The 24,290-nt window shown below is 69.6% G+C and carries 21 protein-coding genes; 14 read left to right on the top strand and 7 right to left on the bottom strand.

Annotated features, from left to right (window positions below):
* Positions 1 to 35: 35 nt before the first annotated feature.
* Positions 36 to 383 (bottom strand): arsenate reductase (glutaredoxin), encoded by a 348-nt coding sequence (gene arsC, locus LDQ05_RS15045; protein WP_226437757.1) that lies wholly within the window; start codon positions 381 to 383, stop codon positions 36 to 38.
* A 153-nt stretch (positions 384 to 536) separates the two neighbouring features.
* Between arsC and mscL the strand changes: the two genes are divergently transcribed.
* The 5 genes from mscL to LDQ05_RS15020 all read left to right on the top strand — a co-directional run bounded on the left by mscL (position 537) and on the right by LDQ05_RS15020 (position 4,508).
* Entirely contained in the window at positions 537 to 968 is a 432-nt protein-coding gene (gene mscL / locus LDQ05_RS15040; RefSeq protein WP_226437759.1) for a large conductance mechanosensitive channel protein MscL, read from the top strand.
* A gap of 148 nt (positions 969 to 1,116) precedes the next feature.
* A complete protein-coding gene (locus LDQ05_RS15035) occupies positions 1,117 to 1,479 on the top strand; it encodes a GntR family transcriptional regulator (protein WP_226437756.1) in 363 nt (120 codons plus the stop codon).
* Between the two features lie 134 nt (positions 1,480 to 1,613).
* Positions 1,614 to 3,188 (top strand): BCCT family transporter, encoded by a 1,575-nt coding sequence (locus LDQ05_RS15030; RefSeq protein WP_226437755.1) that lies wholly within the window; start codon positions 1,614 to 1,616, stop codon positions 3,186 to 3,188.
* Positions 3,185 to 3,736: an SAM-dependent methyltransferase gene (locus LDQ05_RS15025; protein WP_226437754.1), complete on the top strand. Its 552-nt coding sequence runs from the start codon at positions 3,185 to 3,187 to the stop codon at positions 3,734 to 3,736. The genes LDQ05_RS15030 and LDQ05_RS15025 overlap by 4 nt, the downstream gene beginning before the upstream one ends.
* Before the next feature lie 43 nt (positions 3,737 to 3,779).
* Entirely contained in the window at positions 3,780 to 4,508 is a 729-nt protein-coding gene (locus LDQ05_RS15020; protein ID WP_226437753.1) for a T3SS (YopN, CesT) and YbjN peptide-binding chaperone 1, read from the top strand.
* A gap of 4 nt (positions 4,509 to 4,512) precedes the next feature.
* Here LDQ05_RS15020 and LDQ05_RS15015 read toward each other — a convergent pair whose 3' ends face one another.
* Positions 4,513 to 6,066 (bottom strand): dolichyl-phosphate-mannose--protein mannosyltransferase, encoded by a 1,554-nt coding sequence (locus LDQ05_RS15015; protein ID WP_226437752.1) that lies wholly within the window; start codon positions 6,064 to 6,066, stop codon positions 4,513 to 4,515.
* Between the two features lie 23 nt (positions 6,067 to 6,089).
* On the opposite strand from LDQ05_RS15015, the gene rsmI reads away from it, so the two are divergent.
* The 3 genes from rsmI to LDQ05_RS15000 all read left to right on the top strand — a co-directional run bounded on the left by rsmI (position 6,090) and on the right by LDQ05_RS15000 (position 12,632).
* The gene (rsmI, locus tag LDQ05_RS15010) at positions 6,090 to 6,938 is read left to right on the top strand and encodes a 16S rRNA (cytidine(1402)-2'-O)-methyltransferase (protein WP_226437751.1); all 849 of its coding nucleotides are present in this window, start codon (positions 6,090 to 6,092) and stop codon (positions 6,936 to 6,938) included.
* An 84-nt stretch (positions 6,939 to 7,022) separates the two neighbouring features.
* On the top strand, positions 7,023 to 8,414 hold the full coding sequence (locus tag LDQ05_RS15005; protein WP_226437750.1) for an alanine/glycine:cation symporter family protein: 1,392 nt from the start codon (positions 7,023 to 7,025) through the stop codon (positions 8,412 to 8,414).
* Between the two features lie 267 nt (positions 8,415 to 8,681).
* Entirely contained in the window at positions 8,682 to 12,632 is a 3,951-nt protein-coding gene (locus LDQ05_RS15000; RefSeq protein WP_226437749.1) for an NACHT and WD repeat domain-containing protein, read from the top strand.
* On the opposite strand, the gene LDQ05_RS14995 is transcribed toward LDQ05_RS15000, so the two are convergent.
* The 5 genes from LDQ05_RS14995 to metG form a co-directional block, all read right to left on the bottom strand.
* A complete protein-coding gene (locus LDQ05_RS14995; protein WP_226437748.1) occupies positions 12,603 to 13,889 on the bottom strand; it encodes an aminodeoxychorismate synthase component I in 1,287 nt (428 codons plus the stop codon). The genes LDQ05_RS15000 and LDQ05_RS14995 overlap by 30 nt on opposite strands.
* A gap of 12 nt (positions 13,890 to 13,901) precedes the next feature.
* Positions 13,902 to 14,810, bottom strand: a complete 909-nt coding sequence (locus LDQ05_RS14990; protein ID WP_226437747.1) for an RNA polymerase sigma-70 factor — start codon at positions 14,808 to 14,810, stop codon at positions 13,902 to 13,904.
* Positions 14,807 to 15,961: an NAD(P)/FAD-dependent oxidoreductase gene (locus tag LDQ05_RS14985; RefSeq protein WP_226437746.1), complete on the bottom strand. Its 1,155-nt coding sequence runs from the start codon at positions 15,959 to 15,961 to the stop codon at positions 14,807 to 14,809. Before LDQ05_RS14985 ends, LDQ05_RS14990 begins: the two co-directional genes overlap by 4 nt.
* Positions 15,962 to 16,054: 93 nt before the next feature.
* Complete coding sequence (locus LDQ05_RS14980) at positions 16,055 to 17,197, bottom strand: DUF2786 domain-containing protein (RefSeq protein ID WP_226437758.1); 1,143 nt, start codon at positions 17,195 to 17,197, stop codon at positions 16,055 to 16,057.
* A 237-nt stretch (positions 17,198 to 17,434) separates the two neighbouring features.
* The gene (gene metG / locus LDQ05_RS14975; protein ID WP_226437745.1) at positions 17,435 to 18,994 is read right to left on the bottom strand and encodes a methionine--tRNA ligase; all 1,560 of its coding nucleotides are present in this window, start codon (positions 18,992 to 18,994) and stop codon (positions 17,435 to 17,437) included.
* A gap of 22 nt (positions 18,995 to 19,016) precedes the next feature.
* Here metG and LDQ05_RS14970 point away from each other — a divergent pair, with 22 nt between their 5' ends.
* The 6 genes from LDQ05_RS14970 to LDQ05_RS14945 all read left to right on the top strand — a co-directional run bounded on the left by LDQ05_RS14970 (position 19,017) and on the right by LDQ05_RS14945 (position 24,248).
* Entirely contained in the window at positions 19,017 to 19,847 is an 831-nt protein-coding gene (locus tag LDQ05_RS14970; protein WP_226437744.1) for a TatD family hydrolase, read from the top strand.
* Between the two features lie 42 nt (positions 19,848 to 19,889).
* Positions 19,890 to 20,969: a maleylacetate reductase gene (locus LDQ05_RS14965; RefSeq protein ID WP_226437743.1), complete on the top strand. Its 1,080-nt coding sequence runs from the start codon at positions 19,890 to 19,892 to the stop codon at positions 20,967 to 20,969.
* A gap of 81 nt (positions 20,970 to 21,050) precedes the next feature.
* Entirely contained in the window at positions 21,051 to 21,491 is a 441-nt protein-coding gene (locus tag LDQ05_RS14960; protein WP_226437742.1) for a DoxX family protein, read from the top strand.
* A 251-nt stretch (positions 21,492 to 21,742) separates the two neighbouring features.
* Positions 21,743 to 22,870, top strand: a complete 1,128-nt coding sequence (locus LDQ05_RS14955; RefSeq protein ID WP_226437741.1) for a resuscitation-promoting factor — start codon at positions 21,743 to 21,745, stop codon at positions 22,868 to 22,870.
* 46 nt (positions 22,871 to 22,916) lie between these two features.
* Positions 22,917 to 23,819, top strand: coding sequence for a 16S rRNA (adenine(1518)-N(6)/adenine(1519)-N(6))-dimethyltransferase RsmA (rsmA, locus tag LDQ05_RS14950; protein WP_226437740.1), 903 nt, complete (start codon positions 22,917 to 22,919; stop codon positions 23,817 to 23,819).
* Positions 23,820 to 24,041: 222 nt separating this feature from the next.
* Positions 24,042 to 24,248: a cold-shock protein gene (locus LDQ05_RS14945; protein WP_068155724.1), complete on the top strand. Its 207-nt coding sequence runs from the start codon at positions 24,042 to 24,044 to the stop codon at positions 24,246 to 24,248.
* The last annotated feature ends 42 nt before the right edge of the window (positions 24,249 to 24,290 follow it).

Raw genomic sequence — 24,290 nt, 5'->3', positions numbered from 1 at the left:
GGTGGTCGGAGCTACCACAAACGCGCACGGGTGGGTCAGAGGATGTCGCGGACCCTGTCGATCGGGCGCGCCAGGACCGTGCCCTTGTCGGTGACGACGAGCGGGCGCTCGATGAGGATCGGGTTCTCCGCCATCGCGGTGAGCACCTCCTCCTCCGTCGCCTCGGCGAGACCCAGTTCCTTGTAGAGGGCTTCCTTCCGGCGGACGGCCTCGCTGGGTTTCAACCCGGCGGCGTCGAGCAGCGCGGACAACTCGTCCCGCGTCGGCGGGGTCTCCAGATACTTGACGACGGTGGGATCGATCCCCTCGTCCTGCAGGAGCTTCAGGGTGTTGCGGGACGTGCTGCAACGGGGGTTGTGATAGATCGTCGCGGTGTTGGCCATGAACCCGATTGTGCACGTTCTCGCGCGCGCCCGGAATTGCACGTTCACCTCGATGGTCGGTTTTGTCGCCGTTGAGGGAGCGCGTGCGGCCGATTACTCTTTCCCGGTCCACCCATCACATTCATGCAACAATTCGGGAAAGGCCATTCGGTGATGTTGAAAGGATTCAAGGACTTCCTGCTGCGTGGGAACGTCGTCGAACTGGCCGTGGCCGTCGTCGTCGGTGCCGCGTTCACCGCGATCGTGACCGCGTTCACCGACCACATCGTCAACCCCCTCGTCGCGACCGTCGGCGGCGACAACGAACTGGGTTTCGGGTTCCGGATCATCGCCTCCAACGACGCGACGTTCATCGACTTCGGTGCCGTCATCTCCGCGGCGATCAACTTCGTGATCATCGCGGCCGTCGTCTATTTCGTCCTGATCGTCCCGGTCAACGCAGCGAAGGCCCGGTTCGCGCCCGACAAGGAACCCGAGGACGCGCCGTTGAGCGAGACGGACCTGCTCATCCAGATCCGCGACCTCCTCGAGACGGGCCGCTACACGTCTGCCACGGACGACGAGGGCGACAAGGCCCGCGTCTGAGCGCGGCGTGCGTGGGGGACGGGACGCCCCCGGTGTGAGCGAACGGTACACCCGTCTCACTGAGTCGAGCGAGCGATACGTTCGCTCACTCGGCGGGAACGCCGATCGCTCACTCGGCGTGAGCCGTTCACTCGGGTAATCTGCGAACGTGCTCGACATCGTGATCGACCAGGATTCGCCGGTGCCGCCGTTCGAGCAGATTCGACGCAGAATCGTCGAACTGGTGCGCGACGGTCACGTCATCGCCGGCACGAAACTGCCGACGGTGCGCGGGCTCGCCGAAACGCTGGGTATCGCCCCGAACACCGTCGCCAAGACGTATCGGGAACTCGAGAAACTCGGCATCATCGAGACCCGCGGGCGTGCCGGGACGTTCGTCGCCGACAGCGGCGACCCCACCCGCACCCGCGCGCAGCAGATCTCCACCGAGTACGTCGCGGCGGTGCGTGCGCTCGGCATGAGCGACGACGAGATCACCGAGTTCGTTGAGAAGGCGCTGCGGTCGTCGTGACGTCGTCGCGACCGCAGCGGCGACCGGTCGCGTTGCGGTCGCGGCGACGGACGACACGCCCGGGACGGTCCCGATCTCCTGCCAGTTCGCCCGAATCGGCCAAAGATCGAGGGGGATCGGGGCACCGTAGGGGCATGAGTGCACCTCCCGAAGCGGAATCCGACGGCGTGGTCACGGAGGTGGCCGCGTCCCGACCGGCACGAACCGACCGTGTGGTGTTCGCGGTCGCCGCGGCGATGGTCGTCGCGATCGTCGTGTGGGGCCTGGCCGCCGCCGACAACTTCACGTCCGTGACCGGGGCCGTGCTCGACTGGGTCGTCGTCGAGATGGGTTGGTTGTTCGTCCTCGCGGCGAGCGGTTTCGTGATCTTCGTGTTGTGGCTGGCCCTGAGCAAGTACGGGCGGATCCCGCTCGGTAAGGACGGTGAACGCCCGGAGTTCCGCACCGTGAGCTGGATCGCGATGATGTTCAGCGCCGGCATGGGTATCGGGTTGATGTTCTTCGGTGTCGGTGAGCCGCTGTCGCACTACGTGTCGCCCCCTCCGGGAACCTCGGGTGGTACGGGGGTCGCGATGGCCACCACGATGTTCCATTGGAGCCTGCACGCGTGGGCGATCTACGCGGTGGTGGGTTTGTCCATCGCGTACGGCACGTTCCGCAGGGGCCGCAAGCAGTTGGTCAGCGCGGCGTTCCTCCCGCTGCTCGGGCGCCGCGCCGAAGGTCCCATCGGCAAGATCATCGACATTCTGGCGCTGTACGCGACGCTGTTCGGCACGGCCGCCTCGCTCGGCCTCGGTGCGCTGCAGATCGGGTCGGGTTTCGAGGTCACCGGCTGGCTCCAGGAAGCGAGCGTGCTGCTGCTCGTCGCGATCGTGGCGATCCTCACCGGCGCGTTCATCGCCTCGGCGGTGTCGGGTGTCGCGAAGGGCATCCAGTGGCTGTCGAACATCAACATGGTGCTCGCGCTGGTGCTGGCGCTGTTCGTGTTCGTGCTCGGTCCGACCGTCTTCATCCTCAACCTCATCCCCACGACACTCGGCCGGTACGCTTCCGATCTCGCGCAGATGTCGGCGCGCACCGCCGCGTCGGGCCCGGACGCCGGTGAGTGGTTGTCGAGTTGGACGATCTTCTACTGGGCCTGGTGGATCTCGTGGGCGCCGTTCGTCGGCATGTTCCTCGCGAGGATCAGCCGTGGTCGGTCGATCCGGGAGTTCGTCGTCGGCGTGATGATCGTGCCGAGCCTGGTGAGCCTGCTGTGGTTCGCGGTGTTCGGGGGTGCCGCCATCAACGCGCAGGAGGAGGGCGCCGGCATCGCCTCGGCGGGCAGCGTCGAAGCCCAACTGTTCGGCCTGCTCGACACCCTGCCGTTGGCCGGGGTGGCGACCGTGGTGGTGATGGTCCTGGTGTCGATCTTCTTCGTGTCCGGTGCCGACGCCGCCTCGATCGTGATGGGCAGTCTCACTCAGCGCGGCACCCTGGCCCCCAACAGATGGGTCGTCGTGTTCTGGGGTGGCCTCACCGGTGGTGTCGCGGCGCTGCTGTTGTGGACGGGCGGCTCCGAAGCGCTCAACGCACTGCAGACGATGACGATCATCGCCGCGGCACCGTTCGTCATCGTGATGATCGGGTTGTGTGTGTCGCTCTATCGGGACCTGCGACGCGACCCCCTCGTCGCCGGGGACCGCCGAAAACTCCAGCGCACCGGGTGACCGTCCCGGAGCGGATCACCTTCGCGGTGGAGACGATGGATCCGCGACCCGGCGCCCGGGTGCTCGAGATCGGCTGCGGCGGCGGGGTCGCGGTCCCGCTCGTGCACGAACGAATCGCTCCCGACGGCGTGGTCGTCGGGGTGGATCGGTCCGCGACGCAGATCGACCGGGCCCGCCGACGCAACCGTGCGCTGCTCGACGCCGGGACGGTGGAACTGCGCACCGCCGCGTTCCCCGGTCTCGCGGACGGCACCCGCCCGTTCGATCTGATCTTCGCGATCTGTGTGCCGGTCTTCCGGTCGGGTGATCCGGCGGTGCCCGCCGCAGTCGTCCCTCTGCTGCGCCCGGGTGGCGAACTCTGGGTGTTCGACGAGCCACCGCTCGCGTCGGCGACCGGACCGATCTCGATGCGGATCAGTGCCGCGCTGTCGGTGGCGGGGTTCGCGATCGTCGACATCGTCGAACACGGCCGGACGGTGGGTGTGCTCGCGACGATCGGCCGGCGGGATTCCGCGCGCCTTCCGGAGGTGCACCCGATCCGGACGTAGCGTGTCGGCTACCCGCGGTTGCCGTGCGAGAGGGGAGTCGACAGTGCCCGAGACAGACCACTTCGACGACGTCGTCGAACGGGACTGGAACCGCTTCCGCCATCGTCTCGCGGCCCGGATCTCGACGATGGTGCCGGGTGGTCGCCTCACGGTCACCGCGGACGGTGCGCACGGACAGGTCCCGTGCGCGACGGTCGATGCTGCCGAGCCCGCGACCATCACGGTGGAGTTGCTGGGCAGCCGACCGATCGTGCGGCCCTCCGGGCACACCGCGGATCTCGCACGCCGGATCACGACGGCGGTCCGCACCGCGCACGGTGTGGTGCACCCGGTGTTCGTCCACGTGTCCGACGGAACTGCCGCGGGCGCACTCCGCGACCGTGTCGGTGAGGCGCTGACCGCACAGTTCCGGCGACCGGTCGCGATCGACGCGGACGGGGATTTCGTGGTGGTCGTCGATGCGCAGGCGGTGTTCGTGGTGGTGGACCCGACCGGGTCACGGGTCACCCTGTGGGTTCCGCTGCTGCACGGCATCACCGATGCGGTGCGGGCGGCCGGTGAGCTCGCCGACCTGAACCGGCACTGGCCGCACATCAAGATCGTGCTGGTCGAGGACCGGTTGGTCGCGACGCTCGACGCCGTCTGCGAACCGTTCGTCCCCGGGCATCTGGCCTCGCTGTTCGTGGCTCTGCGCGGATTCCTGGCGACCGTGGACGCGCGGTTCGCCCGACGGTTCGAGGGTGTGCGCTACGCCGGCGACGTGGAGGCCTGAACGATCACCGCCAACTGGGCAGCCACAACTGCTGGTTCCAGTGCTCGACGGTGATGGGCAGGCCCGTCAGGATCGGCCACAGCCACACGAAGTTCGCGACGACCAGCGCCACGTATCCGCACACCGCGACCAGTCCGAGGGTGCGGCGACGGGGCGAGTCGTGCGCCGACCCGAGGACGTCCCCGAGCACCAGGGCGACACCCATGACGAGGAACGGCGCGAGCGGCACCGCGTAGAAGAAGTACATCTGCCGGTCGAGGGACGCGAACCACGGCAGCAGACCGGCACCGTACCCGGTGAGCACCGCCGCCCACCGCCAGTCGCGGCGCACCAGCAGCTGCCACAGCCCCCACACCAGTACCGGCAACGCCACCCACCACAGCGCGGGTGTCCCGACGAGCATGACGGCCTTGACGCACTGTTCGGCGCCGCAACCGTCGATGCTGTCGCTGTCGGCGAAGTAGTACAGCATGGGGCGCAGGCCCATCGGCCACGTCCACGGTTTCGACTCCCACGGATGATGGTTGCCGGCCGAATTGGTCAATCCCGAATGGAACTCGAGGACGCTGGTCGTGTAGAACCACAGCGATCGCAGGGCGTCGGGAACGAACGAGAACGGACCGTCGTGCCCGATCTGGTTGCCGACGGCGTGCCGGTACACACCGGTCTCGCTGGCGAACCACGCCCAGAACGACGCCAGATACACACCGACCGGGACGACGACGAGGGCGTACAGGGCGGGTCCGATGTCACGCAGTGCGGTGCCGACCCACGGTCGCCGCACCCCGTGGCCCCGCCGCGCCGCCAGATCGAACGCGACGGACATCAACCCGAAGAACGCGATGAAGTACAGACCCGACCATTTGGTGGCGGTCGCGAGACCGAGCAGGACACCGGCCCCGAAACGCCACCACCGCACCCCGAGCCGCGGCCCCCACGGTGTGTCGCCGATACGGCCCTCGGCGTGCACCCGGGCCATGCGGAGACGCACGTCGTCGCGGTCGACGATCAGGCAACCGAACGCCGCCACCACGAACGTCGCCTGGAAGATGTCGAGCATCCCGAGCCGAGACGATACGAACGTCAACCCGTCGACGACCAGCAGCAACCCGGCGACGGCACCGAGCATCGTCGACCGCGTCAACCGCCGCACGATGCGTGTGACCAGCAGCACGAGCACGACCCCCGCGACGGCGGAGGAGAACCGCCAGCCCCACCCGTCGTAACCGAAGAGGGCCTCCCCGATCGCGATGAGTTGCTTCCCGACCGGCGGGTGCACCACCAACCCGTAACCGGGATTGTCCTCGATCCCGCCGCCGGTGAGCACCTGCCAGCCCTGCGGCGCATAGTGCTTCTCGTCGAAGACGGGGGTCTTCGCGTCCGTCGGGTAGCCGAGCATCGCGAACCGGGTGATGGCGGCGAGCGCGGTGACGAAGGCCGTCACGATCCAGCCGCGCCTGCGGTCGGACGGCTCGGGATCGACCGGTGGAACGCGCGGTCCGGGGCTCAGTAGCCGCCGGGCCGGTGCCTCGGTGGGGCGCAGGTCCGTCGCGGTCACGCACCGATCGTAGGCTGAACCGCATGCGCGCAGACAATCCGGGACAGGGCAGGCTGGTGTTGGCCGCCACACCGATGGGCGACATCGGCGACGCGTCGGCGCGGCTGCGCGACGCACTGGCGACGGCGGACGTCGTCGCGGCGGAGGACACCCGGCGTACCCGGTCGCTGGCCGCCGCGCTGGACGTGACGATCACGGGCCGGGTCGTGAGCTTCTACGACCAGGTGGAGGTGTCGCGGCTGCCGGCGCTGCTCGCCGACCTCGAGGCGGGACGAACCGTGTTGCTCGTCACCGATGCGGGCATGCCGTCGGTGAGCGATCCCGGGTACCGGCTGGTGGCGGCGTGCGTCGAGAACGATCTACCGGTGACGTGCCTGCCCGGTCCGAGCGCCGTCACCACGGCACTGGCGCTGTCCGGGCTGCCCGTCGAACGGTTCTGTTTCGACGGGTTCCCACCCCGCAAGGCCGGTCAGCGGCGCGCCTGGCTGCAGACCCTCACCGCGGAGTCACGGGCCGTGGTGTTCTTCGAGGCACCGCATCGGTTGGCGGCGTGCCTGGCGGACGCCGTCGACGTCCTGGGTGGTCAGCGTCGCGCCGCGGTGTGCCGGGAACTGACGAAGACGTACGAGGAGGTGCGCCGCGGCACCCTCGCCGAACTCGCCGAGTGGGCGGTCGACGGTGCGCGCGGCGAGATCACGGTGGTGCTCGCCGGCGCGACACCGGAGGAGACGGACCCGGAGGATTTGGTCGACGAGGTGGAGCGGCTGGTCGCCGACGGTGTACGCCTCAAGGACGCGTGCGCACAGGTGGCGTCCGGCGGTGTGTCGAAGAAGGAACTGTACGACACGGTGCTCGCGGCACGACGCGCCTGAACGCGGACGTTCAGGCGCGTCCCGCGCACCCGAGGGGGCACGGACGTACACTCTCCCGGTTCCGTCTACGGGTAGGAGAACGCAGTGAACGACTTCCTGGTCGAGGTCGCGCAGATCGTGTGGGGTCCCTTCCTGCTGATCCCGTTGCTGCTCGGCACCGGTCTGGTCCTGACTGTGCGGCTGCGCGGTCTGCAGTTCCGCAAGCTCGGGCCGGCGTTGCGGCTCGGCCTGATCACGCGCCGCGATCCCGGTGCCACCGAGGGCGACATCTCGCAGTACCAGGCGCTGACGACGGCGCTCGCCGCGACGGTCGGTGTCGGCAACATCGCCGGTGTCGCCACCGCCATCTACTTCGGTGGACCCGGCGCGCTGTTCTGGATGTGGATCACCGGTCTCGTCGGCATGGCCAGCAAGTACTCGGAGGCGTTCCTCGGGGTCAAGTACCGCACCACCGACGCGAAGGGTGAGCAGAGCGGTGGCCCGCAGTACTACCTGGCGCGTGCGATCCCGAACCGGTTCGGGCTGGTGCTGAGCCTGATGTTCGCGGTCTTCGCGGTGCTCGCGAGCTTCGGCATCGGCAACATGACACAGGCCAACACCGTCGCGACGCAGCTCGACAACACGTTCGGAATCCCGGCGTGGGGCAGCGGCGCCGTCATGATGGTGCTGGCCGCGGCGGTGCTCCTCGGCGGCATCAAGTCGATCGGCAGGGTCACCGCCGGGTTCGTGCCGGCGATGATCGTGCTCTACGTGGGCGCCGGTGTGATCGTGCTCGCCTTGAACATCTCCGAACTGCCCGGCGCGTTCGCGCTGGTGTTCGCCGACGCCTTCACCGGCACCGCCGCGACGGGCGGTTTCATCGGGTCGGTTTTCATGGTGGCGTTGCGCTACGGGGTGGCGCGCGGCATCTTCTCCAACGAGTCCGGCATGGGCAGCGCCGCGATCGCCGCGTCCGCCGCGCAGACCACCCACCCGGTGCGTCAGGGTCTGGTGTCGATGACGCAGACGTTCATCGACACGATCATCGTGGTCACCTTCACCGGTATGGTCATCATCACGACCGGCGCCTGGAAGTCCGGTGCGGAGGGCGCGACGATGACGTCCGTCGCGTTCGCGGAGGGGCTCGGCGGCGACTGGGGCAACTGGATCGTGGCGATCTCGGTGGTCTTCTTCGCCTTCTCCACGATCCTCGGCTGGTCGTACTACGGGGAGCGCTGCACCGAACGGCTCGTCGGTCGCGGCGGTGTCGTGCCGTATCGCGTGCTGTTCGTCCTCGTCGTGTACGTGGGCGCGACCACCGAGCTCGAAGTGGTGTGGAACTTCTCCGACGTGATGAACGGGTTGATGGCCCTGCCGAACCTGATCGGGCTGCTCCTGCTGTCCGGGATGATCGCGCGGGAGACGAAGGCCTATCTCGACCGGGATCCGTTCCTGCTCGGCGAGGGTGTGCTCCAGAAGCCGGACGAACGCGCCTGAGCGTCTGCCGGGGCGGCGGAACCGGGGGTTCCTCCGCGCCGGTGGGAACTACCCCTCGTCAGTTCCGGCCGGCGCGGAGGACGCGCCCTGAGGCGAGGTTGGGCTCGCCGTGTCCACCACTGTTCCGGGCCTCGTTGTGCTCACCAACAAACACACTCCGCCGAACCGGTATCATCGCAGGTCAACAGCGGTGAGGATTTTTTCCGCTGCGGATGATCGGAGCGTCGCAACTCCGCGGAACGGGACGTGGAAGGGTGCGGAACACCGATGACGGACGACAACGGACAGCGCGGTGACGAGCAGCGGCGATTCTTCGCCGACCAGCTGCGCACCCTGTTCGCGGCCGCGGGCAGACCCGCCCTGAAGAAGGTCGTCTCGGAGGCCGCCGCGGTGTCCCGGTCGGTCGGCAGCGACCGCTCGGTGTCGGTGCAGCGGATCAGCGACTGGCGCAGCGGCAAGCGCCTGCCCGCGAGCTTCGAATCGGTGCGTCCCGTTCTCGTGAGCCTCATCCGGGCCGCCCGCACCCTCAACATCGAACCGCCCGCACCGGGCCTGTACTCGCTCAAACAGTGGGAGGGCTGGTGGACCGCCGCGCGCGGTGAGACCGGCGCCGCCCGATCGTCGGAGAAGACCCCGCAGACGGTGCCCGCGGGTCTGCGCCCCTACAAGGGACTCGCCCCGTACCGGGAGGGCGACGCGCGGATGTTCTTCGGGCGCGCCGAGAGCGTCCGCACCCTCGTGGACATCATCGTCGGCACCCACGGGCAGGGACCGGTCATCGTCACCGGCGCGTCGGGAGTCGGCAAATCCTCCCTCGTGCAGGCCGGCGCCATCCCGTCGATCTGCGGGGCCGGTGACTGCACACCCGTCGTGTTCACACCCGGATCGGCGCCGATCGACCGCGTCGCCGACGCGATCCCCACGCTCGCCGACGTCGCCGACCTCACCGACCGGTGCGCCGTGCACGCCGCCGTACGCGCCCGGGCACAGCAGTGCGATGCGTCGGTGCTGATGGTCGTCGTCGACCAGATCGAGGAACTGTTCACGCAGTGCACCGACCGGGAGGAGCGCACACGGTTCCTGGACCTGCTCGAGACGATGTCCACCGCGCGGGACGGCGACGCCCCCGCGATGGTCGTCGCGACGATGCGGTCGGACTTCTACGACCGGGCGGTGCGGTATCCGGTGTCGGCCCGCGCACTGGAGAAGCGCAGCAAGACGGTGCGGCCCCTCGACCGCGACGACCTCGTGGAGGTCATCACCGTGCCCGCGCGGACCATGGGGGTCCGGCTCGAGGCCGGCCTCGTCGACCTGATCCTGCACGACCTCGGAGTACTCGCACCCGGTGAGGTCAGCGGCGCGGAGCTGCCGCTGCTGTCGCATCTGCTCGACACCATGTGGGACACCCGCCGCGGCGGCACCCTCACGGTCGCCGACTACCGGGCCACCGGAGGTGTGCGCGGCTCGGTCGCGGCCAGCGCCGAACGGGCATGGTCGGCACTCGGCGAGAGCGACCGTGAGATCGCCCGGTCCATCCTGGTGCACCTGGTGTACGTGACGAACACGGGGACCGACGTGAAGATCGCGCGTCCCCTCGAGCGGCTCGTCGCGGTCGGCGGCCACGATCGGGAGGCGGCGCGCCGGGTCGTCGACCATTTCGTGTCGGCGCGGGTGCTGGTCGCGCACGCCGACAGCGTCGAGTTGATCCACGACGCGGTGATCGAGGCGTGGCCGCGGTTGAGCTCGTGGGTGCAGGAGGACCGCGCCTACGCGGCGTCGCGTCAGCAGATCGAGTCCGACGCGGCGGACTGGCTCGAGAACGGGCGCACCAGCAGCCTGCTCTACCAGCGTGGACGGATGGATCTGCTCGCCGAGCAGGATGCGCGGCTCGGGCATCCGGCGGAGCTCGCCTACTCGGCGATCAGCCCGACGGCGATGGAGTTCCTCGCCGCGTCCCGCCGCCAGATCACCTGGCAGGTGTGGCGTCGCGGCGGCGCCGTCGCGGCGCTGTCGCTGCTGACGATCATCGCGTTGGTGATGGGTGCGCTGGCGTGGGTGGGGAAGAACCAGGCGGAGGACGAGCGCAGCGCCGCGCAGTTCCAGCAGGTCGTCACGTTGGCGGACTCGCTGCGGGCGGACGACCCGACGACGTCGGCGCGGCTCGCGCTCGCCGCGACGCTGATGCGCCCCGGCAGCGACGTCGCCTACTCGCGGCTCATCGAAACTCAGGGGACACCGCTCGCGCGGGTCGTGTCCGGGCACGAGGGACCGATCTACGGTGTGGCGGTGGCGCCGGACGGCGCGACGCTCGCGTCGGCCAGCGACGACGGCACCGTCCGATTGTGGTCGTTGACCGGGGAGATCGGGCAGGTCGGGGAACCTCTCGTGTCGGCCGCGCACTACATGGCGTCGGTGTCGTTCAGTCCCGACGGCCGATACCTGGCGGCGGGCGGCGGCAACGGCGGGGTGTGGATCTGGGACGTCACCGACCGGACGGCGCCGCGCGTCGTGCTCGAGGATCGGATGTTCTCGCACGGCACCGTCCACAATGTGCGGTACTCCCCGAACGGTCGCGTGCTGGCCGTACCCTACGACGACGGCGCGGTCGCGCTCGTCGACACCTCCGCACCGCGCAGCGGAGCGTTCCCCGTCACCACCTTGCACGAGCACGACGGCGCGGTGCGCACCGTCGCGTTCCGGACGGACGGGTCGGTGCTCGCCACCTCCAGCGACGATCGGACGGTGCGGTTGTGGAACGTCGCGGATCAGCGTCACCCCGTGCCGCTCGGTGCGCCCCTGACCGGGTTCGGGGACGTCGCGCACTCGGTGAGCTTCAACGATGACGGGAGCATGCTGGCCGCGAGCAGCGACGACGGAAACCTGTGGTTGTTCGACACGTCCGATCCGCGGGCGGTCCGGCAGATCGGGCCGTCCATCCGCGCCCACACCGGTGGAGTGTGGAACATCTCCTTCGTGCCCGGCGAGAACACACTGGTCAGTGCGTCGTGGGACGGCACCGCGAAGATGTGGACGATCGACCTGGCCGATCGGGCCCTCGACGAGCTCACTCCCTCGCTGACCGGGCACGGCGGCGGTGTCCCCACCCTGACCGTCACCCCGGACGGGCGCACCGTCATCACCGGCGGCCAGGACGCGAACCTGCGGATCTGGACGATGCCGCAGGACCGGGTGCCGGTTTCGCACAGCGCGCTGACCCTGCCGTCCGCGAACCGGGACGGAACCCTGGTCTCGACCGGCAGCTACGGTTCGGTGGTCAATCTGTGGCGGGTCGACGACGCGGGATGGCACCGCGCCGGTCGGCTGGACCTACCGCGGCCGCTCGGCGGCGGATACGTGTCGGCGCTGTCGCCGTCCGGCACCGTCCTCGCCACCGCGGCGACGTCCGGCGGCAGCGTGCGACTGTGGGATGTCGCGGACCCGGCGTCGCCGTCGCCGCTGGCCACCCTGGAGCTGGACACCCGCTTCACGTCCGTTCTCGCGTTCGGCCCGGCCGGCCGCACCCTCGTCACCGGCAGCGACGACCATTCGGTGCGGATGTGGGATCTGTCCGACCCCGCGGCACCGGTCCCGTGGGCGCCGCCGCTGTCCGGCCCCACCAACCTGGTGCGCAGCGCCGCGATCGGGCCGGACGGGCGCAGCCTCGTGGTGACCAGCGCCGACGGATACGTGTACGCGTGGGACATCGACGATCGTGCGGCGCCCCGCCCGGTGTCGGTGACCGGAGGCCACACCTCCGGTGTCAACGGGGTGTCCTTCGACGACACGGGGACCGTTCTGGCCACCGGCGGCGACGACCACGACGTGCTGGTGTGGGATCGGGACGCCGACGGAAACTTCGTCGCCCGGGCGACACCGCTGCGCGGTCACACCGGAACGGTGTACTCGGTGTCGGTGTCCCCGGACGGCACCCGCATCGTCAGCGGCAGCGACGACGGCACCGTCCGCCTCTGGGACATCACCGATCCCGACGCGATGCGGGAAGTCGGTGGGCCGGTCACCGACACGGGAGTGGGACGGTGGCAGGTCAGGTTCCGCACCGACGGCACTCTCGTCGCGGCCGGCGGCGACGGCGTGCTGCGATCGTGGTCGCTCGACGCCGACGCGGTCGTCGACCGGATCTGCACGGCCACGGACGGGCGGGTCCGCGATCTGCTGATCGGGCTGAACCTACCGGACCCCGCCCGTGAGGTGTGCTGACCGCGACGGCAACCGCACGATGCTCGCGGCCTTGTCGAGGCATTCCCGCCACTCGGCGTCCGGATCGGAATCCGCGGTGATCCCGCCGCCCACCCCCAGCGCGCAGCTGCCGTCGGGACCGAACTCGACGGTGCGGATCGCCACGTTCAGTTCGAGACCGGCCAGGGGCCCGGACATGCCGACCGCACCGCAGTACACACCGCGGGCGTGCGGTTCCCACCGCTGCAGCAGCTCGCGCGCCCGGATCTTCGGGCAACCCGTCACCGACGCCGGCGGGAACGCGGCATCGAGGAGTTCGCGCACGGACGTGCCGGCGCGGGCGGTCGCGGCGACCGTCGACACCAGATGCCACACCCCGGGGGCGGGACGCACCGTCAGGAGTTCGGGGACGGTGACGCTGCCGGTGTCGGCGACGCGCCCCAGATCGTTGCGCACCAGATCGACGATCATGATGTTCTCGGCGACATCCTTGACCGATGCGCGGAGTTCTGAGGGATCGGCGGTCCGCGGCAACGTGCCCTTGATGGGACTCGACCGCAGCCGGTGGCCGTGCCGCGACACGAACAGCTCCGGCGACAGCGACGCCACGGCACCCCACGGTCCCGCGACGTACGCGGCGCGGGCGGGGGAGGTCCGGGTCACCGCATCGGCGAAGAAACCGAGCGGGTCGCCGGACCATCGTCCGGTGAACCGGGTGCACACGCACGCCTGATACACCTCACCCGCCCGGATCGCGTCGAGACAGCTCTCGACGCCGCGCCGGTGTTCGGTGGGGTCGGGTGCGGACCAGTCGATGTGCCATGCGGCGCCGACCGTCGGGGTGCTGCCGGTGACGGTTCCGTCCGTGACGGTCGCGGCCACATCGCGCGGACACGGCTCGTCGGTCAGCGCCTCGTACCACCAGCACCCGTCGAGATCCAGACGCAGCACCGAATCCGTCCACCCACCGGCCGCGGCCGGCAACGACGGTGCCGCACCACTCCCGTCCGGGTAGGCGAGATACCCGATCCAGCCGCCGCCGATCACCGGGCCGCCGGGGCGCCGAGCGCCGGTACCGGGACGAACCCGCGCGGACTCGAACGCGTGCGACGGCGGCACCGCGGCGGTCGCCAGGGACGGTGCGATCACGGCGGCACACCCGAACCACTCGCCGGTCAGGGCCGCCGGTGCGGGCAGCCCCGACCGGCGGGCACGGGCATCGAGGCCGGCGAGGACCTGGGCGACGGTGCCTCCCCGTCCGAGTCGTTCGATACGCATGCGTCCAGCTTGTCACGGCCTCCCGTGCGCGTCGCGGGTCAGGTGGGCGTCGCGATGCAGGTGCGCGAGCTTGTCGGGATTGCGGATCGCGTACACGGTGGTGACGAGCCCGTCGTCGATCCCGAACGCGAACACCAGGTCGAGTCTCCCCGCGGAGAACACCAGCGTTCCGGGGAGCCCGTTCACCTCGGCCGCCTCGATCGTCATGTCCGGCAGCGGCTTCCGGATCATCCCGGCGAACAGTCGGGCCAGGGTGCGGCCACCGTGGATCGGTACGCGCGCCGCCGTCGCCCGACCGCCGCCGTCGGCGACGTACACGGCGTCGGCTGCGAGCATCGTCACCAGCGTGTCGAGGTCGCCGGTCGTGACGGCCGTGAAGAATTCGCCGACGATGCGGGTGGTCTCGTCGCTCGCCGGTGTGAACCGGCGCCGTCGGGTCTGCACGTGCGCGCGTGCGCGGTGCGCGATCTGTCGCACGGACTGTTCTGTGCGGCCCACGGTTTCGGAGATCTCCCGGTACCCGAACCCGAACACCTCGCGCAGCACGAACACGGCGCGTTCGGTGGGGCCGAGCGTCTCGAGCACCAACAGCATCGCCATCGACACCGACTCGGCGAGCTCGACGGAGTCGGTGCCGTCGGGCATCGCGAGCAGGGGCTCGGGCAGCCACGGCCCCACGTAGTCCTCGCGTCTGCGCTGCGCCGCGCGCAACGCGTTCAGCGCCTGCCGGGTCACGATCTGCGCGGCGTACGCGCGGGCATCATCGACGGTGGCGGGATCGACTCTCGCCCACCGCAGGTAGCTGTCCTGAAGCACATCCTCGGTGTCGGCGACACTGCCCGTGATCTCGTAGGCGATGGAGAACAGCAGGCCGCGGTGACGGACGAACACATCGGCGCTGTGGTCGTCGGGAGCGCTCACCGCTCGCCCGCCGCATCGAATTCTTTTGTGGGCGAGGATGATTCCGCTGTTCGCGCGGCGCGCTTGCGTCCCGTGCGCCGGATGTCCCACACCGTGCTCCGCACCACCATCTCCTTGCCGAGCGCTCCGGCGCGGCCCGTCACCACCAGGTCGCGGGGAGTGTCGTCGGCGCGCACGACCTGCACCGCGCCGTGGCGCCGGCCGAGCGACAGGCACAGCGCCACGAACCGCAACGACAACGGTGCGGGTTCGCGGTCGTGCAGCAGTGCCGCGACCGTGTCGGCTCCGTGCCTGCCGAGCGGCATCGCGGCCTGGCAGCTCATCCGGATGTGGTCGTGGGCGTCGACGCGTACGGCATCACCGACCCCGACGAGGCGCCTGCGGCCCGGCACGCGCAGGGCCGTGTCGACCAACAGCCGTCCCGCCTCGTCGACGTCGAGGCCGCTGAGGCGGGCGAGATCGGGCACCGCGAAGCCGCCCGCCCACACCGTCGCGTCGGATGCGGCGGTGGTTCCGTCGTCGAAAAGCACCGCGTCGTCGGTGATGCCGGTGACGGTACCGGTACGCAGCCGCACGCCGAGAGACGTCAGCGTCCGGTGCAGGTAGCGGCGGGTACGGTCGGGCAGCCCCGCTCCGGCGTCACCGACCAGGGTGACGGTGAGCTGCGGGTGGCTCTCTGCGAGTTCGCTCGCCACCTCCGTTCCCGTCGCCCCCGCACCGACCACCGTCACCGCGGATCCGTCGCGGAGTGAGGTGAGCGCATCGTGCAGCGCGGTCGCGGAGTCGAGATCGGACACCGAGTACGCGCGGTCGCCGCCGGGCACCTCCGGCACACCGGGTCCGCTGCCCGCGGCGTACACGGCCGCGTCGAACCGCACCGCCGCGCCGTCGTCGAGTTCGACGACGTCCTCACCGACACGGACGACGCTCGCGACGCGCAGCGCCGCGCGCGGATGCAGCAGATCCACCAGGTCGTGTGTGGCGCTGCCGGTTCCCGCCGCGACCTGGTGCAGCCGCACCCGCTCCACGAACACCGGCCGCGGATTGACCACCGTCACATCGATGTCGGTGTGCCGGGACAGCAGCCGGTTCGCGGCCTGCATCCCGGCGTATCCGGCTCCGACGACCACCACATGCTTGCGTGCGCTCATCGCTGTTTCCCTCCAGTGCGTCGTGTGTCGACCGTTCGTCGATGGGACACCGCGCGGGCCGGAAACGTGACAGTCGCCGATGTGAAGTGTGCCTCACCGCGCCAGGGGGTGGTCGCCGGGAGTGAGTGTCGCCGAGTCGGCGGCGTCACGGCCGGCGTGGAAACCGTCCGCGTCGACACCGCGACTGCGGGCGGTGCGGGTGGTGGGGAACAGTCGGGCGAACTCGGCGTCCACCTCGTCCGATCGGCGCGCCAGAATCGGTGCGAGTTCCGTGACGGGGATCTGCGCGTCGGCGGCTGCCCCGGCGGTCGCGCGGGCATCCGCCGCGCGCAGACGTTCGCCGATGCGCGCCGCGAAACCCGTGAGGAAGGCGCGTCGGAACGACGCTGTCGCGCCACCACGCCGACCGGCGGTGTCGGCGGCGGACACCGCCCGCGTCGCCTGGACCAGCAGGGACGCGAACAGCATCTCGACCTGCTGCAGGTCGACGACGGACCCCACGACCGTCGCGATCCGCACCCGCGTGAACCACACGGTGCGCACCCGGTTGGCGTCGCCGATGGCGGTGAGCAGCAGGACCTTCTCCCGGATGTACGGGCCTTCGAGATGCAGGCGCCGGCCGCGGACGTGCGCGGTGGTGGACGGGCCGGCCAGCAGCGCGGCACCCACCGAGTACCGCGTCACCAGTTCCTGCGCTTTCGCGGTGAGCGCCTCCGCCTCGTCGGGGAAGTCGGTGGACTCGGCCTTCGACAGCAACCCGCGGATGCGGTCGAGGATGCGAGGGTCGGGTGCGGGTGCGGCGGTGCCGTCGGGGGCGGAGCGATGGTGCGGCCACTGCGACGGCGGTGGTGTCAGCCGCGCGAATCGGGGCAGGTGCTTCCAGGTGAAGGCCAATCCGTCGATGCGGTACCGCGTCGCGTTCGGGAGTGTCGCGCGGAGGCCGGCGCCGAAATCGTCCGGGTGGGCGGTGACGGGAACGGCCACCGGATGGCGGTCGGCGATGGTGCGGAGCTGCTCCACCCAGTCGGTGGGGGCGCGGTCGGCGGCACCGCTGAGTGTCGCCTCGAAGAGCACCGCGGCCGCCGCGAGGGGGACGTCGGCGGCATCGCCCCCGTCGGCGGTGATGTGCAGGACGTCGGCGGGCTGCCACCCTCGCTCGTACGCGCCGGTCAGCTCGACGAGCAGCGCGTCGGGCCGGATGTCGGACGTTCGAATGTATGTTCCCTCGGTCGCCATGCCGCAGAGTGTGGCCGAGGGCACCGACACGTTCGTACCCAGCGGCTCACGCACCGGCGCACCCACCGCCGTCACCCGCGCCCTCCTCCTGAGCGAGTGGTACACCCAGTCGATTGATTCGAGTGGACGGTACGTTCGCTCAGCGAGCCGGAGGCGCACCCCACCCCGCGGAGCGCGGAGGCTCACCCCATCCCGCGCGGAGCCGGAGGCTCACCCATCCCTGCGGAGCGCGGAGGTTCAGTCCTCGTCGTCGACGAAGCGCGGGAACACCGGCGACGGTGCGGGCAGTTCGGTGCCCGGCGCGAGCCGGGTGGTGACGGCGGCGAACTCCCGCGCGTTCGGGGCCTGGCCGAGGAGGTCGAGGATCTTCGCACCCGAATCGGGCATCACCGGCTGCACGAGCACACCGACGATGCGCACGACCTCGAGTGTCACGTACAGCACCGTCGCCATGCGGGCAGGATCGGTCTTGCGCAGCACCCACGGCTGCTGCGCAGAGAAGTAGCGGTTGGTTTCGCCGAGGACGTGCCAGATCGCCTCGAGTCCGAGATGGATGGCCTGCACGTCGAACTCTGCGCGGACCTTCTCGAGCAGGGCATCGGCCTGCGCGAGCAGCGCCTCGTCGTCGGCGGTGAACGCGCCGGGTTCCGGGACGACACCGTCGAGGTTCTTCGCGACCATCGACAGCGATCGCTGTGCCAGGTTGCCGAGGTCGTTGGCGAGATCGGCGTTGATGCGGGTGGTGATGGCCTCGTGGCTGTAGCTGCCGTCCTGTCCGTACGAGATCTCCCGCAGCAGGAAGAACCGCAACTGGTCGAGGCCGTATCGCTCGACCATCTCGAGGGGGTCGACGACGTTGCCGACCGACTTCGACATCTTCTCGCCCTTGTTGAACAGGAACCCGTGGACGAACACGCGGCGGGGCAGGTCGAGGCCGGCCGACATGAGGAAGGCGGGCCAGTACACGGTGTGGAACCGCGTGATGTCCTTGCCGATGATGTGCAGATCTGCGGGCCAGTAGCGGCGGTACGCGTCGGGGTCGGTGTCCGGGAAGCCGGCACCGGTGAGGTAGTTGGTCAGCGCGTCCACCCACACGTACATCACGTGGTCGGGGTGGTCGGGGACCGGAACACCCCAGTCGAACGTGGTCCGCGAGATCGACAGGTCCTTCAGTCCGCCGGAGACGAAGCTGACGATCTCGTTGCGCCGCGTGGCCGGGGCGATGAATTCGGGTTGGTCCTCGTACAGTTTCAGCAGCTTGTCCTGGTAGGCGGACAACCGGAAGAAGTACGTGGACTCCTCGGTCCATTCGACGGGTGTGCCCGTCTCGGTGGAGATGCGCGACCCGTCGGCCTGCACGGTGGTCTCGGCGTCGGTGTAGAACGCCTCGTCGCGCACCGAGTACCAACCGGCGTACGTGTCGAGGTAGATGTCGCCGGCGTCGACCATGCGCTGCCAGATTGCCTTGCTCGCCTCGAGGTGGTCGGCGTCGGTGGTGCGGATGAACCGGTCGTACGAGATGTTCAGACGCTTGTCCATCGCCTCGAACACGTCGGAGTTGCGCGCCGCGAGTTCGGTGACGGGGATGCCTTCCTTGGCCGCCGTCTGCTGCATCTTCAGGCCGTGTTCGTCGGTGCCGGTGAGGAACCGGACATCGAATCCGTCGAGGCGCTTGAACCGCGCGAGCGCGTCGGTGGAGATGTACTCGTAGGCGTGCCCGATGTGCGGTGCGCCGTTGGGGTAGGCGATCGCAGTCGTGATGTAGTACGGCGGGCGGGAAGAGTCAGCGGCAGTCATGGTGACCATTACTTTATATGTCGTGAGCAGAACTCGTCCCGCGCCCGAAGCCCCGCAGCCGCTCGAACCACTCGTCGACGCCCACACGCACCTCGATGCGTGCGGCGCCGCGGACGCCGCGGGTGTCGCGGCGATCGTCGACCGGGCCGCGGCCGTGGGGGTGCAGCGGGTCGTCACCGTCGCCGACGACCTGGACGCGGCGCGGTTCGCCGCGCGGGCCGCACACTGGGACGAGCGGGTGTTCGCGGCCGTCGCGATCCACCCGACCCGGGCGAATGCTCTCGACGACGCGACCCGCGGCGAGATCGAACGGCTCGCCGCCGACCCGCGGTGCGTCGCGGTGGGGGAGACGGGCCTGGATCTGTACTGGCCCGGCAAACTCGAGGGGTGCGCCGAACCCGCCGAACAGGAGGAGGGTTTCCGCTGGCACATCGACCTCGCGAAACGGTTGGGGAAGCCGCTGATGATCCACAACCGTGACGCCGACGACGAGCTGCTGCGGGTGCTGCACGACGAGGGAGCGCCGGAGACCGTGATCTTCCACTGCTTCTCGTCGGGTCCGGAGACGGCGCGCGCCTGCGTCGACGCCGGGTACGTGCTGAGTTTCTCCGGCACCGTCAGTTTCAAGAACGCGAAGGCGTTGCGTGAGGCCGCGCCGCTCGTTCCCCGCGAGCAGGTGTTGGTGGAGACGGATGCGCCGTTCCTGACGCCGCATCCGTTCCGCGGTGCGCCCAACGAGGCGTACTGTCTGCCGTACACGGTGCGCGCCCTCGCCGAGTTGCGCGGCGAGGACGCCGACCTGCTCGCCGCCGCGACCACCGCGAACGCCGAACGGGTGTACGGACTTCCGTGAACTCCACCCGCGTGCGGGTGGTCGGCGTGAGACTCTGGGCGCATGCGCAGCTTTGTCTACACGGCACAGCCGGCACGGGTCCTCTTCGGCGTGGGTACGGCGGCGAAGGTTGCCGACGAGGTGCGCCGACTCGGTGCGTCGCGGGCGTTGTTGCTCGGCGGCGACCACGTGCGCCCGCAGGCCGACCTCGTCGCACGCGCGTTGGGGTCGCTGCAGGTGGCGCGGTTCGACGGTGCGCGGATGCACACACCGGTCGATGTCACCGAGCAGGCGCTGCGGATCGCGGGTGAGTACGACGTGGACGTCGTCGTCGCGGTCGGGGGTGGCTCGACGACCGGTCTGGCGAAGGCGCTGGCGGTGCGCACCGGCGCCGACCAGGTGATCCTGCCCACCACGTACGCGGGGTCGGAGGTCACCCCGGTGCTGGGCGAGACGGCGGACGGAGTGAAGACGACACGGTCGTCTCCCGACATCCTTCCCGAGACCGTTGTCTACGACGTCGAGTTCACGGCGTCCATGCCGGTGCCGATGGCGGTGACGAGCGCGATCAACGCGCTCGCGCACGCGGTGGAGGCGCTGTACGCGGAGCACGCCAATCCGATCGTCGACACCCTGGCGCTCGAGGCGGTCGCCGGAATCGGCCGCGGGGTGCCGGCGCTGGGCGCGGACGGTGTCGATCTCGAGGGCCGATCGGATCTGCTGCTCGCGGCGTGGCTCGCCGGAACGTGCCTGGCGTCCGTGGGAATGGGGTTGCACCACAAGCTGTGTCATGTGCTGGGTGGATCGTTCGATCTGCCGCACGCATCGACGCACACCGTGATGTTGCCGCACGTGATGGCGTACAACGCGCCGTCGGTGCCCGACGTGATGGAGCGCATCGCGACGGCGCTCGACGCAGAGGACGCCGCGACCGGCGTCTACGACCTGGTCGCGGCCGCGGGTGGTCCCGTCGCCCTCGCCGATCTGGGGTTGCGGGAGGCCGACCTCGACGAAGTGGCCCGTCTCGCGACGGAGCGGGCGTATCCCAATCCGCGGGAGGTCACGCGGGTGGGTGTGCGGCGGCTGCTCGGCGAGGCGTTCGAGGGGCGTCGCCCGGATCGGGTGGCACGACCAGTTGGTTGAAGCTACAACCAGCTGCTGCTAAATTGTTGAATCGTCAACCATGAAGGGTGGTCGGCCACCCGATCGGAAGGTTCAACGAACATGGGCAACACCCTCGTGCGCGACATCGGAATCCTGATTGCGCGACTCGGAATCGGCATCGTCTTCCTCGTCCACGGTCTGCAGAAACTCACCGTGTGGGGGCAGGACGGTACCGCCGCGGCGTTCGACGGGATGGGCATCCCCGCGCCCGCGGTGAGCGCGTTCGTCGCGACATGGCTCGAGATCCTCGGCGGCATCGCGCTGGTCGCGGGGTTGTTCGTTCCGGCCGTCGGTGTCCTGCTGTTCCTGCAGATGCTCGGCGCCTTCGCGTTCGTGCACGGCGGCAACGGCCTCTACGTCGGTGACGGTGGTTACGAACTGGTCCTCGTCCTCGGTGTCGGATCTCTGCTGCTCGCCGCCGTCGGTGCCGGTGGGCTCTCGGCCGACCGGTTCCTTTCCCGGGTGCGGTCGCGCGGCGCGGGGGTCGCGACCGCGGCCTGACGGTACCGCCGCGAACCGGGGGGCGGATCCTGCGATGACTCGCGGGGTCCGCCCCCGGTTCGTTCCGCGTCGTGCCGACGTCCGAATATTCCGATTCTCGGACTTTTGTACCAGCCGCGACCGGAATGGAAAATCACGAATTGTGACGCAGTTGAAAAGGAAGTAATCCCAGGCAGGCGACGTGGAGTTGTCAGATCAATGCCGGTTCGTTACCGTGCCGTGATCGAAGTTGCCGTCTGTCTGGAAATGTTGTGTCACCTTTCACCAAGATCAACCGAGTGAAATCGCCGCTGTTGTTCTCCGTGGTCGCCGTGCTGTTCCTGGTGATCGCGGCAGGCGGGATCACCGCACTCGTCAAACACAAGAACCTCACCCTCGACGTCGACGGAGAGCGGCGCGCCTTCGGCACGATGAGTTCCACCGTCGGCGACATCCTCGCCGCCGCCGGCTACGAGGTCGACGAACACGACGTCGTCGCCCCGGCCCTCGACGCATCCGTCTCCGACGGCGACACCATCGTGCTGAGGCAGGCACGCGAGGTGCGGCTGAGCGTCGACGGCGAGGACCGCACCGTGTGGACCACCGCACTGACCGTCGACGAGGCCCTCGCGCAGTTCCGCCTCGGCGACGACGTGTACGTCTCCGCGTCGCGTTCGCACCGTCTCCCGCTCGACGGCACCGACCTCGAGGTCGTCAATCCCAAGACCGTCAACTACGCGGACAACGGACTCCCGGCGAACCCCATCCGGCTCGCCGCCCCCACGGTCGGTGCGTTCCTCGAGGCACACGGAGCTCGTCTCGAACAGGCGGACAGCGTCACCCCCGCCGTCGACACCCCCCTCGTCGAGGGTATGGACGTCGTCGTGACCCGCGACCGCATCGAGTCGCGCACCGAGACCCAGCCGCTCCCCGCGCCCGAGAACCGTGTCGACGACCCGAACATGCTCGAGGGCGAGACCGTCGTCGACGATCCCGGCGTTCCCGGTGAGCGTTCCGTCACGTTCGATGTGCACACCGTCAACGGTGTCGAGGTCGGTCGCACCGAGACCGCCTCCGAGATCCTGACCGAACCGCAGCCCGCCACGGTGCGGGTCGGCACCCAGCCGAAGCCGGCGGTTCCCGCCTCCGGGCGTGCGTCGACGTGGGATTCCATCGCGCAGTGCGAGTCGACCGGTAACTGGGCGATCAACACCGGCAACGGTTTCTACGGCGGCCTGCAGTTCACGCAGCAGACGTGGGCCGCGTTCGGTGGCACCGAGTACGCGCCGCGCGCCGACCTCGCCTCCCGCGAACAGCAGATCGCGATCGCCGAGAAGGTGCAGGCGACCCAGGGTTGGGGCGCGTGGCCCTCGTGCACCAGCAAGCTCGGACTCCGCTGATCCGATGCTCGTCATGACGGCGCCGGCAGTGCGCTAGGTTCTGCTCGTGCCCTCAGACGACCCCGACGCCACCCCGGCTTCTCCGCGCGGCCTCGCCGCGTTGCTCGGACCCGCAGAGGTCCGTGCTCTCGCGGAGGAGTTCGGGGTGCGTCCGACGAAACAACTCGGCCAGAACTTCGTGCACGACGCCAACACCGTGCGGCGCATCGTGTCGGCGGCGGGTGTCGGCCGCGACGACGTCGTGCTCGAGGTCGGTCCCGGACTCGGCTCGCTGACCCTCGCGTTGCTCGACGTCGTCGACCGGGTGGTCGCCGTCGAACTCGATCCCAAGCTCGCGCAGCGCCTGCCCACCACCGTCGGGCAGCGCGCACCCGAACTCGCCGACCGGCTCGACGTCGTCCACATGGACGCGATGAAGGTGTTGCCCGCCGACCTGCCCGTCACTCCGACGGCCCTCGTGGCGAACCTCCCCTACAACGTGGCGGTGCCGGTGCTGCTGCATCTGTTCGCAGAATTCCCCTCGCTGCGTACGGCATTGGTGATGGTCCAGTCGGAGGTCGCCGATCGCCTGGCCGCGACACCCGGTTCCAAGATCTACGGTGTGCCCAGCGTCAAGGCCAGGTTCTTCGGTGACGTCCGCCGTGCCGGTGCGGTCGGCCGATCGGTGTTCTGGCCGGTACCGCAGGTCGAGTCGGGACTCGTGCGCATCGACCGGTATGCACAGCCGCCGTGGCCCGTCGACGAGATCCACCGCAGGTCCGTGTTCGCTGTCGTCGACGCCGCATTCGCGCAGCGCCGCAAGACTTTGCGTGCGGCGCTCGGTGGCTGGGCCGGTTCGCCCGCCGAGGCCGAACGTCGGCTGGTCGCGGCGGGGGTCGAGCCATCCACCCGAGGTGAGAAACTCGATGCCGCAGCCTTCGTGCGACTCGCCGGAATCGGAGGAGGCTGAGCGCTGGATCACCTTCCGGTGGCATCGCCGACGGTTCTGTGATCTACTTGTCCCTGGTCGTTAGGTAGTGTGTTCGTGGTTTACCCCTCGCACATTTCTGGTTGCGAGCGGATGCGATAGCCACCACGGAATCGTCTCAGCCGTGTAGTGACAGACCCGGAGGACGACCGTCCTCCGACGAGACGGGACGCCCGCGTCCCGCCTGCAAGTGAAGGAACAGCAATGGCTGAAGGTACTGTGAAGTGGTTCAACGGCGAAAAGGGCTTCGGCTTCATCGCCCCGGCTGACGGCTCCGCCGACGTCTTCGTGCACTTCTCCGAGATCCAGGGTCGCGGCTTCCGCACCCTCGAGGAGAACCAGCGCGTGAGCTTCGAGATCGGCCAGGGCCAGAAGGGCCCGCAGGCCACCGGCGTCACCGTCATCGGCTGACACCCACTCTTCGACGGCAGGGCCGGCACCTTTCGAGGTGCC

The sequence above is a fragment of the Rhodococcus yananensis genome (genome assembly GCF_020515525.1).
Classification (GTDB): Bacteria; Actinomycetota; Actinomycetes; order Mycobacteriales; family Mycobacteriaceae; genus Rhodococcus; species Rhodococcus yananensis.
This window is presented reverse-complemented; position numbering and strand designations above follow the sequence as displayed.

What these genes read in the sequence shown, in the direction of transcription:
- LDQ05_RS14980 (WP_226437758.1), bottom strand. Translation starts at nt 17,197, where the DNA reads ATGGCGACCGAGGGAACATACATTCGAACGTCCGACATCCGGCCCGAC.
- rsmI (WP_226437751.1), top strand. Translation starts at nt 6,090, where the DNA reads ATGCGCGCAGACAATCCGGGACAGGGCAGGCTGGTGTTGGCCGCCACA.
- LDQ05_RS14945 (WP_068155724.1), top strand. Translation starts at nt 24,042, where the DNA reads ATGGCTGAAGGTACTGTGAAGTGGTTCAACGGCGAAAAGGGCTTCGGC.
- mscL (WP_226437759.1), top strand. Translation starts at nt 537, where the DNA reads ATGTTGAAAGGATTCAAGGACTTCCTGCTGCGTGGGAACGTCGTCGAA.
- LDQ05_RS14965 (WP_226437743.1), top strand. Translation starts at nt 19,890, where the DNA reads ATGCGCAGCTTTGTCTACACGGCACAGCCGGCACGGGTCCTCTTCGGC.
- LDQ05_RS14960 (WP_226437742.1), top strand. Translation starts at nt 21,051, where the DNA reads ATGGGCAACACCCTCGTGCGCGACATCGGAATCCTGATTGCGCGACTC.
- LDQ05_RS15000 (WP_226437749.1), top strand. Translation starts at nt 8,682, where the DNA reads ATGACGGACGACAACGGACAGCGCGGTGACGAGCAGCGGCGATTCTTC.
- LDQ05_RS14985 (WP_226437746.1), bottom strand. Translation starts at nt 15,961, where the DNA reads ATGAGCGCACGCAAGCATGTGGTGGTCGTCGGAGCCGGATACGCCGGG.
- LDQ05_RS14995 (WP_226437748.1), bottom strand. Translation starts at nt 13,889, where the DNA reads ATGCGTATCGAACGACTCGGACGGGGAGGCACCGTCGCCCAGGTCCTC.
- LDQ05_RS15030 (WP_226437755.1), top strand. Translation starts at nt 1,614, where the DNA reads ATGAGTGCACCTCCCGAAGCGGAATCCGACGGCGTGGTCACGGAGGTG.
- arsC (WP_226437757.1), bottom strand. Translation starts at nt 383, where the DNA reads ATGGCCAACACCGCGACGATCTATCACAACCCCCGTTGCAGCACGTCC.
- metG (WP_226437745.1), bottom strand. Translation starts at nt 18,994, where the DNA reads ATGACTGCCGCTGACTCTTCCCGCCCGCCGTACTACATCACGACTGCG.